Source organism: Legionella norrlandica (assembly GCF_000770585.1).
GTDB classification, from domain to species: Bacteria; Pseudomonadota; Gammaproteobacteria; order Legionellales; family Legionellaceae; genus Legionella; species Legionella norrlandica.
In genome coordinates, this window is sequence record NZ_JNCF01000033.1 from 1 (window position 1) to 18124 (window position 18124).

An 18124-nucleotide genomic window follows, 5' to 3' on the forward strand; every position below is an offset into this window, starting at 1 on the left:
TTGATTTTCCGAAGTCAGGATTTTGGTGAATTTATGATTGGTCAAAATTCTGCTTTTACAAACCAGACTTCTGTTAGTTATTTTTAGGGCAACAACGCGCCTGAAATTTTATACCTGTTCGCGTGATATCGCAGGAATGCCGTATTTGGCCCATCTTGAGCGAAAAATTGAGCGCAACGCTCTGGTATCTCACCAAGCTTCAATTATGTACCTTGAGCGGTTACGAAATTTTATACACAAAATTTCTTACAAGCCCATCGAAACGGCTTGGTTGGGGGGAGTTGTTGTTACTAATGAGCATTATCCCAATTGGAACCTATACCAATAGAAACAACGAGTGGTATAGATAGTTCCCCAACTTGCTCCATCAATTTGTGGATAATGGCAGCACATTCTGCTATAGCCTCTTCACGTACCTCAAATACTAATTCATCGTGTACCTGCATAATCATTTTGGCGGGAGGGTTCTTTTGTGCTCTCTCCCAGTCAGCGATGGCCAGCATGGCTTTTTTAATAATATCAGCAGCCGTACCTTGCATAGGAGCATTGATGGCAGTACGTTCTGCTGCTTTTTGTCTCATTAAATTCCGCGAGTTAATTTCTGGTAAATAGAGTCGACGACCAAACAAAGTTTCAACGTAACCTTGTTGATGGGCTTGCTTCCGAGTACGCTCCATATATTCCAGAACTTTAGGGTAGCGATGGAAATAGGTGTCGATGTAATGTTGAGCATCCTGACGCTCCACACCAATTTGCTTTGCTAGACCAAAGGCAGACATGCCATAAATTAAGCCAAAGTTGACCGCTTTTGCTCTTCTTCTTTGTTCTTTAGTGACTTGCTCCAAATTAGTTTGAAAGATTTCGCTCGCTGTTGCCGTATGAATATCCCAGCCTTGAGCAAAGGCTCGTAAAAGATTTTCATCTTGGGATAAATGAGCCATTATACGTAGTTCGATTTGTGAGTAATCAGCAGCCATGATCATGCTTCCTGATGGTGCTACAAATGCAGCGCGAATAAGCCTTCCTTCCTCGCTCCGTATGGGGATATTTTGCAGGTTTGGATCGCTTGAGGACAGGCGACCTGTTGCTGCAACGGCCTGATTGTATGATGTATGTACCCTATGTGTTTTAGGGTTTATTCTTTTAGGTAATGCATCAATATAAGTGCTAACTAATTTCGATAAACTTCGGTACTCAAGGATGACTGCCGGTAATCTGTAGTCAAAAGCTAATTCCTGCAATACGGATTCTGCTGTTGAAGGTTGTCCAGTAGGTGTTTTGGTTACTATAGGTAATTTTTGTTCATCAAATAAAATTTCTTGCAATTGTTTGGGCGAATTAAGATTAAAAGTTCTTCCTGCTAGCTGTAAAGCCTCATCTTCCAGAGCCTTCATTTTTTCTTTTAAGCGATTACCATGTTGTTTTAGTGCCGCGGTGTCAATTAACACTCCATACATTTCCATGTCGGCAAGAACAGAAATTAAAGGTATTTCTATATCGCATAGGACGCTACGCAATGACATATCCATCATAGGGAAAAGTCTGTTATGTAATTTTAAGATAGTGTCTGCATTTTCCGCAGCATAGATTCCTGCTTTAGTAACTGGAATTTGATTGAAACGAAGTTGCTTGACACCTTTACCAGCAATTTCTTCATAACTAATTATTTTATAACCCAAGTATTTTAATGCCAAAGAATCTATATCATGATTACCAGCACTACTATTGAGCACATAGGATTCTAGCATAGTGTCATAGGTTATACCCCTTAAGAGAATCCCATAATTCCTTAAGACAGTGTAGTCGTATTTAATATTTTGCCCTATTTTCTTTATCTCAGGATTTTCTAAGATCATTTTTAAGGCGGTTAAAACTTCATCTCTAACCATCTGCTTACTACCATCTGTGTGGGCAAGCGGAATGTATGCTGCTTTTTCTTCTTCGATTGCAAATGAAATTCCTACCAATTCAGTTTGCATGAGATCAGAATCAGTTGTTTTAGTCGCAATACAAAATTGTTTGCATTGGCTCAGCTTATTAAGCCAATAATTTAATTGTTGATCAGTGGTGATAATTTCGTATGAGTCACTGTTGCCATTTTCTTTTTCGGTTTCTGATTTTTGATTTTCCTTTTCTTCTAATAATTCTCTAAGCCAAGATTTGAATTCCAACTCACGAGTTAATTCAATTAATCGCTCCTTATCAGCAGGCTTAGGTATTAGTTGGTTTAAATTTAATGGCAAGTCCAAATCAGTTTTAATCGTTACTAGTTTTTTTGAAAGTGGTAAATGAGGAATACTTTCGCGTAGATATTCGCCGATTTTACCGCTGATTTTATCAGCGTGCAAAATGAGATTATCGAGAGTTTTATATTCAGTCAGCCACTTCACTGCAGTTTTGGGTCCGCATTTCGTTACCCCAGGAATATTATCTACGGTATCTCCAATGAGAGTAAGATAGTCAATGATTTGTTTGGGCGCTACACCAAATTTTTCTTTGACACCTTCTATATTCATGCTGTAATTACTCATGGTATTGATTAGCGAAACATGCTCATTAACGAGTTGCGCCATGTCTTTATCGCTTGTCGATATCACAACTGGTATCCCCTGATCAGTCGCTTGTTTTGCTAAAGTACCGATTACGTCGTCTGCTTCAACTCCGTCGACAATGAGTAAAGGTAAGCCCATCGCTTGTAATAATTGGACTAAAGGCTGAAATTGAGAGTGCAACTCTTGAGGCATGGGAGGTCTATGAGCTTTATATTCCGGATACCATTCATCCCTGAAAGTTTTCCCTTTGGAATCAAAAACAACGGCAATTTCCTCTGGTTTGTAATCTTTAATTATTTTCTTTATCATGTTGGCCACCCCATAAATTGCTCCAGTGGGTTGACCTTTTGAATTGGTTAAAGGGGGAAGAGCATGGAATGCGCGGAAAAAATAAGATGAGCCATCGATTAAAATCAAAGGGGGCTTCATAATTTACTCTGCCTCTTTAATGTCTAATTTTTTGTTGATTACTGCAATTTGATCAGAAAGTGATTTAATATTTTTTCTGATTAATGGTATACGATTTACTGAAAGCTCATGTTTGATTGCAATATCTTTAGGTTTTGCAGGATTGCCAAGATATATCGTTCCTTGTTTTAAATGTTTATGAGGAGGGACACCAGTACGTGCTCCTAATATTACCTCATCGTCAATACGAACATGATCACTCACCCCAACGTTTGCTGCAAAGATGACGTTATTACCTGATGTGGTGCTTCCGGCGATGCCTGTGAATGCACAAATGATGTTATGTTTGCCTAGTTTGACGGAATGGGCAATTTGAACCAAATTATCAATTTTAGTTCCTTCTCCTATTATTGTTGAGCCTAAGGTTGCTCTATCTATTGCGGAGTTAGCACCTATCTCAACGTCATTTTCAATAATTACATTTCCAGTATGAGGTACTTTGAGATGTTGTCCATCAACAAAGGTATAACCAAATCCATCAGAACCAACAACTGTCGAAGCATGAATAGTGACATGTGAACCAATTTGGCAATGGTCATAAATGGTAACTTGTGGATGAATGGTGGTATGATCTCCAATGATGACGTTATGGCCGATATGAATATGGCTTTTGAGCACAGTATGATTGCCTATAATGCTCCCAGATTCAATAACCACATAGGGGCCAATATAAACTTGCTCGCCAATTTGCACTCCTTCGTCAATGACAGCGGAGGGGTGTATTCCAGGGGTTATTTTTTTTGGTGGATTGAAATGATTGATTAACTTAATAAATGCTTTAAAAGGATGTTGTACTTGAATTAATGGTTTATTAGAATCCATAATGCCATGACCAACTAAAATAGCCGCCGCTTCTGAATTCTCTGCAAGTTTGATATTTTCTGCACCATCAGCAAAAACTAATGATCCAGGAGTAATGTTGTCTATAGGTGATAGTGTAGAAATAGTAATCGTATCATTCCCTATTACAGTACCTTGGACTAGATTTGCTATGGCACAAAGTGAAATGCTCATTGTTTTACCTTTTAATTCTGCAAAATAGACCGATTATATACTTGTTATTTTTCATTTTCGAGTGAATTAATCTTCTTTAACCTTCTTTAAGTTAACAATTTCTCATAATCTGGATAATTAGATTATTGTTATGAAGTTAAGCCAGTTAAAAAATTATTCTCTTGAGTGGCGTTGCTAATCGCCCTAGCAAAATAAGATTAATTAAGGTATAAAATCAAAATAATCACTAAAAATCGATTCTGCCACCTATTTAAATCAGGAAATCTAATTTCGAAATCAAAAGGATGGGATATGTTTAAGAAAATATTGCTCACAGTGGGAAGCGTTTTATTTAGTATAAATCTTTGTGCTTCAGAGCCTCTTTACGATAAAGAAATACCCTTGCTTTGGTCCTCAATTATTACAATAAGTGGCGGTCCTTCCTGGGCTGTTGCAGGGCAAAACCAGTATATTTATCCACTGTCACCTGTCTATATTGCCAATTTTAATCCTAATTTACCTCCCAATTATTATCTTTACTATACGTATGATTCTCCAACCAGCGTTTTAGCTAATGGAGAGATATTTTTTGGTTTGCAACGTGCAATTAATCCTTGGCTCACAGGCCAATTAGGTTTAGGAGTGGCTGGGGTCAGTAATGCTGAAGTAACGGGACATGCGAATCTTAATGGGTTGCTCGATGTATACACTTATGATTATAAAGTAAACCATGCTCGAATAGAGATGAAAGGCAAACTAATTGGAAGCTCTTTTAACCCTGTGCAGCCATATATTAGTGGCAGCTTTGGTGCGGCATTTAACAATTCGCATGATTACAGAACTACCTCGATAAATCAATTTTTATTCCCTGCTCCATGGTATGCTTCAAATACAACAATTGCTTTTGCTTATAGCGTTGGAACTGGACTACAAATGATGCTTAGTCCTCACTGGCAGGTTGGTATGGGATATGAATTTGCTGATTTAGGAAAAAGCTTTTTGGGTGGGGATGGTGTAAATATTACTAAGGGACTAAGGTTGACGCATTTGTATAATAACCAATTACTATTTAGTTTAAGCTATCTATATTCTTAATTTTTCGGTGAGCGGCATGGTAATTCTTCAGTTAAGATAGATATTCTGGATGGTTATTTCCTCAACATCCCGCGGTATGCCCGCGGGAGCTTATGGTAGAGGAGGGCTTCTGAACATGGATGTCAGGGAACTTAAGAGTTGAATTATTACTCTTAGCTTATATATTTCCTAAGAACTAACGCAGCATTTGCTCCACCAAAAGCAAAATGGTTGGACAAGGCAATATCAATAGTTTTTTCTCTTGCTGTATTGGGCGTGTAATCCAAATCACACGCAGGGTCAGGAGTATGTAGGTTAATAGTTGGTAACAAAATATTTTTTTGCAAACATAATGTCGTAGCAATGATTTCCATTGCTCCTGCAGCCCCAATAGCATGGCCAGTCATTGCTTTTTGAGCTGTAATAGGGATGTTATAAGCCTTTTGACCGAATACTGTTTTTATTGTTTCAGTTTCCGTACTGTCATTTAATTGGGTTCCTGTTCCATGCGCATTGATATAATGGACATCATTAATTGATAATCTTGCGTCATTTAAAGCAGCAAAAATAGCCCTTGCCTGCCCTTGCGAATTGGGCGCTGTTACATGGAATGCATCACAACTGGCACCAAAACCAATGATTTCTCCAAGTATTTGGGCTCCTCTTGCTTTGGCTTGTTGTAATTCTTCAAGAATTAATATTCCAGCGCCATCGGCCATGACCATTCCATCTCGATGTAAATCAAATGGACGACTAGCTTGTGCAGGATTTTCGTTGTTAGTAGACATGACTCTTAATTTGCACCATGCGGCCATAAGAGATTCCCATATTAAAGATTCTGTGCCACCACAAAGAGCTGTAGTCAGGTTCCCATGAGCAATTTGTTGATAAGCTGCTCCTATTGCTTCACCTGATGAAACGCAGGCATTAGAAAAGGTTGAGTTGGGTCCACCGATATTGAAAGCTATGGCAATATGATTTGCTACGGAATTAGGCATCCCTCTAATAACGCTGAGCGGGGGAATTTTTTTCCAACTGTCTGTAAAAAAAGTTTTATAGCCTAATTCTAATTCAGGTTGGCCCCCAAGGCTGGTGCCAATAAAAGTTCCTGCTGTATTGAGCTCTGATGGCTCCAGGCCTGCTTTTTCAATAGCATGATATGCGCAAAATAGGGCATATTGAGCTGCTCGAGGATAGCGCTTGCTTTTATTGAATTCAGGGAGGTGATCGAGTGATAAATCAGTAATCTCTCCTGCTATTTGGGTAGAATAGGGTGATGGATCATAAGATTGGATGCGCTTAATTCCACATTGACCTTGACAAGCAGCAAGCCAAAATTTATCAATTCCAGTTCCTATGGATGACGTTATTTCCATACCAGTAATAACAACCCTTTTTTTCATTAATTATCCTTATTTGATAAAAACAAGCTTCCCCTATCACTATTCGCAATACTAATGGTGAGATTTAAATTATGTCAAGCCATATTTATAATACGTATTTTATAAATAAAAATATACCTAAGGGACTTTAAAATGGTAGATTTTATATGACCTGATTTTCTTGCTCCGGGATCCTTTCAAGATAAGCAATAGTCTGCTTTTTGTAGAGCTCTAAGACTCCTGGAGCATAATTTTTTATTTTTCTAGTTTACTTAGATTGATAGACCAATAATCACAAGCATTTTGGATATGGAAGCCGAGTTGTATATACAGATTTAATGCTTTTTTATTGTGGGTTTCTACATCAAGATCAACAAGAGATTTGCCTTCGCTTAATATCATATTGATACAATATGCGATAAGGGAAGAACCAAATCCTTTTCCTTGTTCCTTGGGTAATATAGCGATATCAGATAATGTAGCCCTTTTGGACTGCCAGCGGATATGCGCTTTTCCAATGGGGTGTTTATTGAGCATGGCAATTATAATTTCATATTCTCTTTCACTGAGTATTTGTTGGAAGCGGTTAGCTAAGTCTTGACTCTTGTCTGGAAAGCATACCTCATCCAAAGCACATAATATTGGGATATCTTCGATGGTTGCCATCCGGAAAGACAATGATTTATTGTAGTCTAGTATGGGATTAAGATCGTCTCGCTCCATAAAATATTCACTATGAAGATAAGTAAATCCCTTGTTAGTCAGCCATTTGTCATTAAGGCGGGAGGGGCATGAAAAAATCAAATTAAAATAATTTTGGGATTTTATTAAAGGTAAAGCAGCTTGTATTAATTCTTTAGCAATCGCTTGCTTACGATACCTGGGATGAACCAGTACAGCTATTTCTACTGCATCGTCATAGAAGAAATAAACACTTAAAAAGCCAACCAAGAGATCATCTTTATAGTAAAGAAAGCTTGTAGGAAGTGCGCGATGTTGTTTTAATATATGGAGATAAACATTGGGTATACTGCTATCATTTTTTTTACATTCTGCCATTAAGGCTTTAAGTTCTTTTATTTGAAGCTCATCAAGTTGATTGGTTTGATTAATCATGGTGGTCTAAGAATTAATAATTATTCTATTTCTAAGATTAGCGTGTTTTTGTTTGATTTGCTCATTCTTTTTTGAGAAAACGAGAATTTTATCAATATAGAATAGACACTGTTTTTACTGCTTTTTTAAATTCTATCACTCTAATTAATGCAGTTAAACAGACTAAAAAGCAAAATATAATAGCAAGAAAGCTGAAATATCCGGGAAATAAAGTCATAAAAATAAAGAAAATAAATGCTTCAGCGCGCTCCATGATACCAGGACTGTAATAAAAACTTTTATGAGAATTATTATTAGTGAAAATACCAACGACTAAAAAGCTTGTAATACAAAGTAAAATGCTTCCTAGCATTAGAATCGTTAAAGTAGCTCGTTGCTCAGGATTAAAAAGATATAAAGCAAAAACTGCAGAAAATTCCACAATCCTGTCTGTGATTATATCCATTGCTGATCCAAAATCAGAAGATTGATTTTGAAAGCGAGCTAAAGAACCATCGAGAGTATCCAGGTACCCCGAAATTAAAAGAAAACCGATAGCGATATAGGGCTTATTTAGTAAAACAAAGGGAATAAATAATAAGCCAAACAGTCCTGATAGCCAGGTAATGGATAGAGGTGTTATCCATTTGCATAAATTAGGTAGTATAGGGTCTATCAATATCTGTTGATAATAATGCCGTAATGATTGCTCCAACATAATGTCTGCTCTGTTAGCTAATTAAAAAGAAAATTACAAAAACAAGGCTTAAAATAATAATTAAGGGATTAATTTTTTGACGAGTGAACAACTTGAGGAGAGTATAAAGAATAACTCCCCATCCAATCCCATCCGCTATGGATGAAGTAAATGGTATCATCATAATTGTTACCATGCAGGGCGCTGTTTCACTGAGGTCTTTTAATTTCATGTCGGCCACATGCTTCATCATGCAGCAGGCCACATAAAGCAAGGCGGGTCCTACCGCAAAGCTTGGAATCATTTTGGCAAGTGGGAAAAAGAATAGTACCAGAATAAACCCTGTGGCAACTACCAAAGCAGTGAGACCTGTCCTTCCACCTGCTTCAATTCCGGTGGCCGACTCAATATAAGGGGAAGTGCTTGCTGATCCTAATAGGCCTGCCAGGGAAGAAGCCGCTGCATCAGCAGTTAAGCTATTACTGAGTCGTTTGTGATAATCTTCTTGGTGTTTAAAAACGGTTGGATTGAGCAAACCAATTAAAGTACCTGTGGCATCAAATACTGCGATTAGAAAAAAAGTAAAAATGGCTTTTAATGCTACGACGCTGGAGAGACTGGAAAAATCCAGTTTCATAAAAGTAGGGGCAATGGCTGGGGGCATTGAAATCAAGCCTTGCCATCTTGTTAGACCCAGGACCAAACTTAAGATGCTGATACTCAGTATTCCAATGATGATGGCACCTGGTACTTTATAGTAATCCAGAACCAAAATCAGTATAAAGCCTAAGAAGAACATACCGGTTTCAGGTTTGAGGATATGCCCCATTTGCATTAAATTATGCTGGTTACTAATAATGATTTGATTGTTTTGTAAGGCAATTAAAGCAATAAGCAGACTAATACCAATTAAAATTGCTATTTGTAAATTATATGGGATAGCCTCTATTAAGAGCCGTCTTAACTTGGTCATGGTCAGAAATAGGAAAAGCAGGCCTGAAATAAAGACCATGGCTAATGCATGTGGCCAGTCAATTCCCATCCCCTGAACTACACCATAAGCAAAATAAATATTTAATGCCATTCCCGGAGCTACGCCTACGGGGGTATTCGCTAAAAGTCCTATTAAAGCGCAACCAAAGGCAGTTACCAAACAAGTAGCAGTGAAAACTGCACCTTGGTCCATTCCAGCATCATGTAAAATACTGGGATTGACAAAAGCGATATAAACCATAGTGAGAAAGGTTGTAGCGCCAGCCAGAATTTCTGTTCGCAAAGAAGTATCTTTGAGAAGAAAGGATTTTAAGGTGCTCATAAATTAAGGTAAGAAACCCTAAAAATGAAAGTTCATAACAGCAATTATAATTTCTACTGTAATTAATACAATAATAATTACTTCTAAATGATGGCCATGCCGATTTTCTAAATAGCCATTAAACATATCGAAAATTTCATTCAGTGTATCAAGGCGATGATTAATGGCATTGACACGCCTTTGTATATGTAAATAGCGTTCAAGCATCGAGAAGTGCTCTTCTAAAGTGGGATGTTGCCAAAAATATTTAGGATGGTAAAGAAAATTACTAATCAAGTTTAGCTCACTTTTAGCGCCTAAAATTTCACCAATTATTTGTTGGATTTGTTTTCGGCTTATAGGCATTTCTCCTTTATGAGATAAAGATTGTATCAAGGGGTTATACTTGTCGATTAGGGCGTCAATAATGGTTTCGAAATATTGTAATTTTACTGATTGAGAAAAACCATAAGATAAACTAAGTTTGAGTTCATCACTATCTTCTTCAATGGTTAAGCAATCTACATCGTAAAAACCATGTGGTTCTATTGCTGTTTTATCCCCAATTTGATAATGAAATTCATCATGGACTGACAAGGTTACTGGTTTGTCTATGAGTAGTTTAATAACATCTAGATAACCGTGGATTTGATATCGTTTTACCCCCCAAGATACAATGGTGCCATTCTTAAAAATGAATACAGTATGATTTTTATTTCTATGAGGGTTTAGTTTTATGACATCTCGGGTTTTTACCGAATTAAATTCTTTAGAGAAATTTTTCAGATGAAGATCAAGACGAGTTAAGTCTATGGTTTTGGCAACGCAGAAACTTAGGCATTCCATGTTTAATAACCTACGATTAAAAAAGCGTTTGCTGAATTAAATGATTTAAGCAAACGCGATCACTTAGGCTAAAGTATACATTAAATTCTGTTTTATTACACGCTATCAGCGGTTTCACGTCCGGGGTAAGCCTTTTTTCTATCGGTTGCGCCACTTAACCATTGAGGGCAAACTTCTAAGATTTCTGCAATATTATCGAGTTGTTCCTTATTAGGAAGAATATGACCAAATATCATTGAATTAGCCAGATGGCGTGTTACTCCAAATACTTTGGACACTGCTTTTGTTTTTTCTGTTAAATCTTCGGGAAACCCCAATGCAGCCAATTCGCGATTAAAGCGTTGCGAAAATATTTTGCTATTCATTTTCTGCTCCATGAAAATATTATTGTTAATTTCAACATCCTCCTTTTCTGGATGTCGATTAACCCTTTACTTATCAATCCTTGATATAGTTAAGAGTGTTATAACTTATTTTTTTTTAATAGCAAAGAGATTTTCAACAATAAAATTAATTAATTTTCATTGAGTTAACAAAATGTTAGATTGATAGCCAGATATTCTTTAATATAGTAATGAATACAAAACTCAATTATCACGGTTTATTTAAAAAATCACTGTCGCTTAAAAGCGGCCAAATGGATTAACCACATCCTCTCCAGGCGTACTATTATAATTAGTATTGGTTTCAGGTACTGAATTGGTTTTAGATCTTTTCTTAAAGAGGCCATGACCAATTAATTTCTCGCTAACCTCATAATTATCTTCATATTTATCATTGGCATTAGGTTGGTTGCTTTGTTTTTGACGTAGATAACCTACAATGTCAGTTTGGCGGGCTGTAATAGCTTTATTGAGAGCACTGTGCGTGATTTTTCTGTTCGAAGTAATTTCTGGATTTTGGCAAAGATAACGAGCGATTTCTGGTCGTTTGAATTTAATCGCTAATAGTAGCGCTTGTTCCAACATGTGCTGATTAAAAATAGTGGGTTGGTTAGTGCATAGGTATTTTATAATATCCAAATTCCCTGTCCGAATTGCCCAATGAGAAGATAGTTTTAGGGCCTCTTTACTCGGAGGATTCTTTCGATTACTGCAAAGGGCTATGAAAATTTCTGTTTGTTTGCTTTTAGCAGCCATTTTAATGGCTATATTGATTGATGATTTTTCGGGTCGGATGAATGGTGATTCACAAAGACTGGTGACAATTTCAAGATGTCCATTGGCTATAGCTTCTATTAGTGCTTTCTCAATTACCAGTTTGGATAGTGGCTCCAATGGTAAACTACAAAGATATTGAACCACTGGCGTCAGCTTTAACTTACAAGCTTTTAATAGGACTCGCCCTATTATCTGAGGTCTGGGACAATGATTAGGTAAGTTACAAAGAATTTTTACTGCATCCATTTGCTGAGCATAGGCAGTTTGCTCAAAAGCTCTTTCAATAGTCGATTGCGGTGGAGGAGCTTTCTCGGAATGAACAAGAAATTCGAGGATATTCCAATGCTTAAATTGAACAGCTAGTTTAAACAGATGATCAAGCGACGGCTGTCGGCAGATCTGGATTGAGAGGCTATAAAAAAAATCAACTACTTTAATCTCACCATCCTCTATTGCTGTGGTAAGAATTGATTGAATAATTTTTGCTGACGGCTGGTAACTATAAAGATTCATCAAGACCTGTATACTGTTTATTTGCCCTTGTTTGGCAGCTAAGATTACAAAGTCTTGGATTTCTTTGTGATTCAATTTAATTTTATTAATGCTACACAGGTGATCGAATGCCTCCCATTGAGAGTGTTTAGCAGCACAAGAAATTGCTTTCTCAAGAGTAGTAGTGTCAATTGTATTTCCAAGAAGACTTATTAAGCCTAAATTGCCATATTTTGCTGCCTTGATGAAAATAGATTTACCTCCGTACTCTTTTTGATGCCAGTTGAGTCGTTCAATAGGGCTGGTTTCCAGCTTATTAATAATCTGTTCTCTAACGAATACATCATCAATGGCAGCAATAATTTCAATAAGAACCCGTTCATAGGCGCTCACTTCTTCACTTGAGGCAACAGGAGGTAACCCCAGTGAATCAATAAAGTGATCTAAATCAAAATGGCTTCCATGAGCATGGAAGGCGATCTCAGCGATTCTGGCTTGGAGTTTATATTTATCTCCTAAACTGACTTTTATTTGAGGATTGATTCGGTTTAAGGCATCTATTTTTCTAGTCGCATCAAGCCAAGTGGCTTCAATAATGTGATAATTATAGGGTTCGAAGGTCGATTGGGCTGTTTGGTCAATGATACAATGATGAAGTTGTTGCTGTATCTTTTCACCACGTTGGGCTAAAAGCTGATCAGAATCTTTGTATTTTTTTAAATGTTTCAGCAACTCCTCATCCTCAATAAGATAGGGATAGTGAACAAGGTTGTCAATAATGGCTTCAAACACGATTTTGGTTGCTGGGTGCTTTTGTTTTAATAGCATTAGGAACAAAGCCATCAACTGGTAAATAATGTCTTGATCAGAATGATTTATCTGTAGTAGCTGGCTTATATATTCTGATATATTTTTTCCTTGAAAAACATCTAACAGTAGTGGCTTATACTGTAGTAGGTGAAAAATTGAACTTTGGTTAAGCTTGAGGAGTTGTTGGGCAGTAGTATCATCAATCAATTCTGCGAGGGTCTTTAAGGTTTCTTCCGAAGATTCTCTAGCGAGAAAATTAATTAGTCCAGGTAATAGGGTCTCTACAGTCTCTGGTTGATTCAGGGTTTGTTTTAAGAGATCCAACCATATACCCTTTCCATAGATAATAGCGGCAGCTAAAAAAGATTGACCAAAAAGTTGGTAGAGCGCAAAAAAATTTTCACTGTTTAATGAAAATTGAAGTATTGCCGGTGAAGGTGAAATAACAGCGAGTGTTTTATTTTGAATATTTCCATCGAGCGAATATTGTTGGAATGCCGGTTCTCCACAACTTACGTTCTGAGCTGCTTCTACCAATGCCTGGGTTTCAGGGAAAAAGCTGAGCAAGGAATATAAGGAATTCACCTCGCTATCTTCTGAGTGCAGGTTGTGCAAGTGGTATTTTAAAAAATCTTGTAATAGGTTCGTTTGTAGGATTTTCTCAATACTTACTTCCTTCTGGAGTAAGCAGAGTAGTAGAGCAGCAAATTTTTCGGTATCACTAACCCATTCTCTGAATAAGGCAATGATTCCTAGAGGGTTTTTCTGAAAGGCCAAGCTTTCAGTGAGATCCTGAAAGTGGTTTTTGACAGTTTGTACACTGGCTTCAATTTTTTGTTGGCGACACTCCAATTCCATCCGCCTCTGGATTTCATGACAATTTTTGAATAAAGCCTCATTATTATCATAAAAATTAAGAGTTTCTATCTTACTGTCTCGTAATAGCGCCCAAAACAGCTCATTGATTTTATCCATATAGGCAAATTGTTCAGCCTCTGTTTTTAACAGTAGATGTTTTAACGCTATTAAAAATAATGTATTTTTCTCATTTTCCTGGAATTGCTGTCTACAGAATATAAGATAATCTTTGAATACTTTGTGTTGCTCTAATTTCTTATTGATTTCAGCCATGGGTAAACCACTGAACTTCGCTATTCGAGCCTGAGCGATAAGTTCGTGATGAGTTCGAAGAGTCTGAGATTCCTCTTTCTGTAAGAGCTCTTGATTTATAGTTTGATTAGCAACGACGAGAGGTGACGGTGACTCATTATTTTCGAGCCAATTAAAGAGGTCATTTATGATCATATTTTGAATTTAGTGAATACATTAAGTATCTTATGAATTATAAATAAGCATAAATAAACATCAAGATATTCATTAAAATATCAGTGTATTTTCATTCTTGGGATGAGTAATTGTGCGCGACAATGCTATATCCATTTATTAGGCATTAATTCGGGCTGCTTATCATTAGAGCTCTTGTATAAAGGCATCTTTTTATATTATTGCTTCATTGCAAGCATTTCTCCAGGGCTCATTTACTTCGTAAACTCTGCTCCTCGAAACGTTTGCGCTTTGCGCGCTAATTCAAAATCTACAGGTTATGCAAGATTTCTAGTATTTTCAAAGTGAAAAATATCATTGCGAGGTTGGGGGGTACCTTGCTAATTGCTTGGCACCAACCTACGATAAAAATGGAAAAATGACATCATGCTTAAACTAGCATCGTCTCAGGTACAAAGCTATTCAAAAGATTGATGATTTGCAAAATAATTTAAATCTAATTCACGTGCTGCTTTGACATCGTCTAACCTTTTGACGGGTAAAGTGTGTGGAGCGGATTTAAGCAAATCAGGTGTATTGATTGCTTCTTCCCGGATAGTTTTCATTGCCTTAACAAAAGTATCCAATTCTTCTTTACTTTCTGTCTCTGTAGGCTCGATAAGTAAGCATTCCGGCACCAGCAAAGGGAAATAAGTGGTTGGAGCATGAAATCCATAATCCAGAAGTCTCTTGGCAAAATCCATGGCTGTAGTTCCATAATTCTTTTTCTCTGGACTTAAAGTAAGAATAAATTCATGGGAAGCGCGCCTACTAGGATAAGCTGGAGTAAAGCCAGCCTTAGACAATTCTTTAAGTAGATAATTAGCATTGAGTGTTGCAAACTCAGATACACGTAGCAAACCTTCTTTGCCTAATACAAGGATATAAAAATAAGCACGTAATAAAATTCCAGCATTCCCCATAAAACAGGATAACCGTCCTATGCTTTGTGGGTAATCTTGACGTGTAGCCCATTGATAACCTGAATCTGTTTTTTTTACAACTGGAAGTGGCATATAAGGTATTAGACGTTTGCCTACAGCGACTGGTCCAGCGCCTGGACCTCCGCCACCATGCGGGGTAGCAAATGTTTTATGGAGATTAAGATGCATCACATCAAAACCCATGTCGCCTGGTCTTACTTTGCCTAAAATAGCATTGAGATTAGCCCCATCGTAATATAATAGTCCGCCAGCTTGATGGACAAGAGTGGCTATTTCTTTTATTTGACGCATAAATAACCCCAAAGTAGAGGGGTTTGTTAGCATAATTCCCGCTGTCCTGGGGCCAACTTTTTTTCTTAATTCTTCGAGATCGATGTCGCCATCTGCCCCAGTTGCAATTTCAACCACTTTGAACCCACACATGACAGCGGAGGCGGGATTTGTTCCATGCGCCGCATCAGGTATCAGTATTTCATCTCGAGCAGTATCACCACGAGATTGGTGATAGGCTTTGATCATGGCTACCCCGGCAAATTCTCCTTGCGACCCAGCCATTGGGGTTAGCGATACTCCGGGCATCCCAGTGATTTCAGCAATATAATGCTGTAATTTATAAAGGGACTCCAAAAAGCCTTGGCTTTCATGTTCGAGAGTTAATGGATGACGATTAATAAATCCGGGGATTGATGCGGCTTTGTGAACCCCCCTGGGATTATACTTCATGGTACATGAACCCAAAGGGTAGAAATTGGTGTCTATAGAAAAATTCTTATGAGAAAGGCGTGTAAAATGCCTTACCACCTGCAATTCAGAGCAGGCTGGCAATCTTGGAAGTGTCTTGCGTTGGAACTCTTCCGGTATAGAGTAGTGGTTATCGACTACTTGGGGGGCTTGGGCTTTTGCCTGACGACCTGCTTTAGATAATTCAAAAATCAACATAATTTGCCTTCCGTTTTTTGAATAAGTTCCTTGAGTTCATCTCTATGTTTTACTGGTGTAAATTCAATAAATTTGTACTCAGCAATTTCTGCTAAATAATAGGGGTCTTGTTTAAAGATTGATTCCAAATGCGCTTTGTCATTTGTCGCAGCAATAATAATGCCGCCGGTTCGAGGTTTCATTGGTCCGGAAGCAACCAGCAGTCCTTGTTTATAATGATAATCAAGAAACTCTCTATGTGCTTGCAGATATTTATTTACCTCGCTAATGGGAGCTAAATAAGTCAATTGCACTATAAACATTAGGTACCTCTCTTGGATAGTATGGATTTTAATGTTTTTGTATATCTTGCAATATCCTCTGCAGTACGTACTTCCGTGGCGCAAACCAAAAGGCTATTAGATAATTGAGGGTAATGCTGTTCAACGGCATAGCCACCAGCTATTCCTGCATCAGCAAGTTGCTGTAAAACCAACGAAACAGGCTGATTTATTTTAATTAAGGACTCATGAAAAAAAGGGGCTTTAAAAACTTGCTCCACTCCTTCTATTCGGGTCAAGGCTGTTACTAATTGATGAGTATTTTGATGGCAACGTGTGGCTACTTGGCTTAAACCTTCCGAACCTAAAAGACTCATATAAATAGTAGCGGCTGTAACCAGTAGACCTTGATTAGTACAAATATTTGAAGTCGCTTTGGCACGACGAATATGTTGCTCTCTGGCCTGGAGAGTGAGACTAAATCCTATTTTTCCATCTTTATCCACTGTTCGACCAATAAGTCTGCCTGGCATTTGTCTTACATGAGCCATCCGCGTACTTAAAAAGCCGAAGTAAGGACCTCCAGAGGCCATAGGCGATCCTAATGGTTGGCCTTCACCACATACGATATCAACGCCATGCTCTCCCCATGAGCCAGGAGGCTTCAGCAAAGCTAATGAAATTGGATTAACACAGGCCACACTAATTGTTTTGTTATGGCAAGCCCAGTTTGTTATTTGATCTACTTGCTCAAGACATCCGAAGAAGTTTGGTTGAGCGATTACTAAAGCGGTAATATCTTCTCCTTTATATTGATCTAGAGAAGACAGGTTAGTAATGCCTAGTTGTTCATTAAAAGGCAACGTGATTATCTCAATATGTTGATTGCGTACTATTGTTTCAATAGTTTCACGATAAAAAGGATGGACAGTTCCCGCGATGAGAACCCTGTTGGTTTTACTGTGCTTATTAACACGGACTGCCATTAATATGGCTTCAGCTAAAGCGGTTGCCCCGTCATACATTGACGCATTAGATACTTCCATGCCTGTTAATTCACAGATCATGGTTTGGTATTCATATAATAATTGTAACGTTCCTTGGCTTGCCTCTGCTTGATAAGGTGTGTACGCTGTTAGAAATTCACCTCGAGAAGCAATATCCCACACCGCTGCAGGAATATGATGTTCATAACATCCTGCACCAATAAAACAGATACCATTATTATTTTTCTGAGCTTGATTCTGAGCCTCTTTCAGCATATCCATTTCATTAAGACCAGCAGGGATATTCTGAAATCCTGAATATTGCAAAGAGGTCGGTATTTCATCAAATATCTCTTGTATATCCCGAACACCAATCGCTGTTAGCATTTCTTCGGTATCATTGGGCGTGTGTGGAATATAAGGCATAATTAAATTTCCTCAGCTATCTCATTTTGGTATTCGTCAGCATTTAACAAGTCATCAATCTCACTTGGGTGAGTTGGTTTTAGCTTAACGAGCCAACCTTCATGATAGGGATCATGATTCACTAGAGCAGGATTTTCGCTTACGGCATCGTTTACAGCAGTTACAATGCCGCTAACAGGAGCGTAAAAATCAGAGGCGGCTTTTACGGATTCTACTACCCCTAGTTCTTGACCTGCGCTCACTTCATCTCCTATTTCAGGGAGTTCTACAAATACTAAATCTCCTAGCAATTGTTGTGCATGATCTGTAATTCCTATGGTGACTTCCTCTTGTCCTGCTTGCAGCCATTCATGGGTTGATGTGAATTTCAAATCATTCATTTT

14 protein-coding genes are annotated in these 18124 nt (G+C 37.8%); 1 reads left to right on the forward strand and 13 read right to left on the reverse strand.

From position 1 onward, the window contains the following. Positions 1–290: 290 nt before the first annotated feature. On the reverse strand, positions 291–2981 hold the full coding sequence (polA, locus tag OK13_RS08970) for a DNA polymerase I (RefSeq protein WP_035890297.1): 2691 nt from the start codon (positions 2979–2981) through the stop codon (positions 291–293). A 3-nt stretch (positions 2982–2984) separates the two neighbouring features. Continuing rightward, a complete protein-coding gene (lpxD, locus tag OK13_RS08975; protein ID WP_035890298.1) occupies positions 2985–4034 on the reverse strand; it encodes a UDP-3-O-(3-hydroxymyristoyl)glucosamine N-acyltransferase in 1050 nt (349 codons plus the stop codon). Positions 4035–4325: 291 nt separating this feature from the next. On the opposite strand from lpxD, the gene OK13_RS08980 reads away from it, so the two are divergent. Beyond that, positions 4326–5108 carry an outer membrane protein gene (locus tag OK13_RS08980; RefSeq protein WP_035890300.1) on the forward strand — a complete coding sequence of 261 codons (783 nt, stop codon included), beginning with the start codon at positions 4326–4328 and terminating at the stop codon, positions 5106–5108. Between the two features lie 152 nt (positions 5109–5260). On the opposite strand, the gene OK13_RS08985 is transcribed toward OK13_RS08980, so the two are convergent. From OK13_RS08985 to gcvH, 11 genes are all read right to left on the reverse strand, one after another. Beyond that, positions 5261–6490 carry a beta-ketoacyl-[acyl-carrier-protein] synthase family protein gene (locus OK13_RS08985; RefSeq protein WP_035890302.1) on the reverse strand — a complete coding sequence of 410 codons (1230 nt, stop codon included), beginning with the start codon at positions 6488–6490 and terminating at the stop codon, positions 5261–5263. A gap of 234 nt (positions 6491–6724) precedes the next feature. Further along, positions 6725–7585 carry a GNAT family N-acetyltransferase gene (locus OK13_RS08990; RefSeq protein ID WP_035890304.1) on the reverse strand — a complete coding sequence of 287 codons (861 nt, stop codon included), beginning with the start codon at positions 7583–7585 and terminating at the stop codon, positions 6725–6727. A gap of 91 nt (positions 7586–7676) precedes the next feature. Beyond that, entirely contained in the window at positions 7677–8282 is a 606-nt protein-coding gene (locus tag OK13_RS08995; protein WP_035890306.1) for a CDP-alcohol phosphatidyltransferase family protein, read from the reverse strand. Between the two features lie 13 nt (positions 8283–8295). Next, positions 8296–9576, reverse strand: coding sequence for an NCS2 family permease (locus tag OK13_RS09000; protein WP_035890309.1), 1281 nt, complete (start codon positions 9574–9576; stop codon positions 8296–8298). Positions 9577–9594: 18 nt separating this feature from the next. Further along, entirely contained in the window at positions 9595–10401 is an 807-nt protein-coding gene (locus OK13_RS09005; protein ID WP_035890312.1) for an RMD1 family protein, read from the reverse strand. Between the two features lie 95 nt (positions 10402–10496). After that, a complete protein-coding gene (locus OK13_RS09010) occupies positions 10497–10766 on the reverse strand; it encodes a hypothetical protein (protein ID WP_035890340.1) in 270 nt (89 codons plus the stop codon). 258 nt (positions 10767–11024) lie between these two features. After that, the gene (locus OK13_RS09015) at positions 11025–14168 is read right to left on the reverse strand and encodes an ankyrin repeat domain-containing protein (protein ID WP_052117627.1); all 3144 of its coding nucleotides are present in this window, start codon (positions 14166–14168) and stop codon (positions 11025–11027) included. A 437-nt stretch (positions 14169–14605) separates the two neighbouring features. Further along, a complete protein-coding gene (gene gcvPB / locus OK13_RS09020) occupies positions 14606–16069 on the reverse strand; it encodes an aminomethyl-transferring glycine dehydrogenase subunit GcvPB (RefSeq protein ID WP_035890316.1) in 1464 nt (487 codons plus the stop codon). Further along, positions 16063–16371: a YciI family protein gene (locus OK13_RS09025; protein ID WP_035890320.1), complete on the reverse strand. Its 309-nt coding sequence runs from the start codon at positions 16369–16371 to the stop codon at positions 16063–16065. Before OK13_RS09025 ends, gcvPB begins: the two co-directional genes overlap by 7 nt. Beyond that, positions 16371–17741, reverse strand: coding sequence for an aminomethyl-transferring glycine dehydrogenase subunit GcvPA (gene gcvPA / locus OK13_RS09030; protein WP_035890322.1), 1371 nt, complete (start codon positions 17739–17741; stop codon positions 16371–16373). The genes OK13_RS09025 and gcvPA overlap by 1 nt, the downstream gene beginning before the upstream one ends. A 2-nt stretch (positions 17742–17743) precedes the next feature. Beyond that, positions 17744–18121: a glycine cleavage system protein GcvH gene (gene gcvH, locus OK13_RS09035; protein ID WP_035890325.1), complete on the reverse strand. Its 378-nt coding sequence runs from the start codon at positions 18119–18121 to the stop codon at positions 17744–17746. Positions 18122–18124 lie beyond the last annotated feature (3 nt).